Raw genomic sequence first — 693 nt, 5'->3', positions numbered from 1 at the left:
AGTCCGTCGCGCAGCCAGTGGCCGTCCAGCGCCCCGACCAGCTCCCGCCACGCCCCGGCCTGATCGGCGTCGGGGACGGCGACCAGCGCCTCGGTCACCCACTCGTCCACGTCCGAGCCGACCTCGGCCGGGGACCGCACGGCCCGCAGCGTGAGCAGCGCCTCCTTCGGGCCGTGGCCGGTACCCCAGACGCGGGTCAGGAGTTCGGCGTCCAGGTCGGAGGAGGCGATCCCCGGGGCTCCCGCGGCACGCCCCTCCCGCCTCAACTCCACCACGTCGGCCAGCAGCCGCGCGGGGTCCGCTCCACGGTCGGCGCCCAGCCGCCGCAGTTCCCGCAGCAGGGTGCTCGCCGCGTCGCGGTCGTGCGCGAACAACGCGCCCACCGGACCGGAAGCCAGTTCGGCCACCCGCGCGCGGGGCAGGGCCGCCAACCGCGCCGCCGCCCCGCGACGCAGGTCGTCGTAGCTCTCCACCAGGGACCGCACCGCAGTCTCGGGCTCGCCGCCCGGCGTGGTCTCGGCGATCCGGGGAGCGATCACCCGGCCCCCGTACCCCTCCAGTCCCGCGGCCGAAGGCGACAGGCCGCCTGACCGCGCCCACCGCAGCAGTTCCAGAGCACGGTCGGGCGAGACCTCACCCCGGACGCCGTCCAGGAGTGCGTCGACGTGGTCGCCCGCCGCCGAACGCACCGAC

General features: G+C 76.9%; 1 protein-coding gene. It reads right to left on the bottom strand.

The genetic code is table 11. The features are described 5' to 3' along the window. A partial coding sequence (locus D471_RS40240) for a GTPase-associated protein 1-related protein (RefSeq protein WP_040689969.1) occupies positions 1-693 on the bottom strand: 693 nt, incomplete at both ends.

It is taken from the genome of Nocardiopsis lucentensis DSM 44048 (genome assembly GCF_000341125.1).
Taxonomy (GTDB): Bacteria; Actinomycetota; Actinomycetes; order Streptosporangiales; family Streptosporangiaceae; genus Nocardiopsis; species Nocardiopsis lucentensis.
The sequence above is the reverse complement of the archived record's forward strand: the minus strand, read 5'-3'. Positions and strand labels throughout refer to the sequence as shown.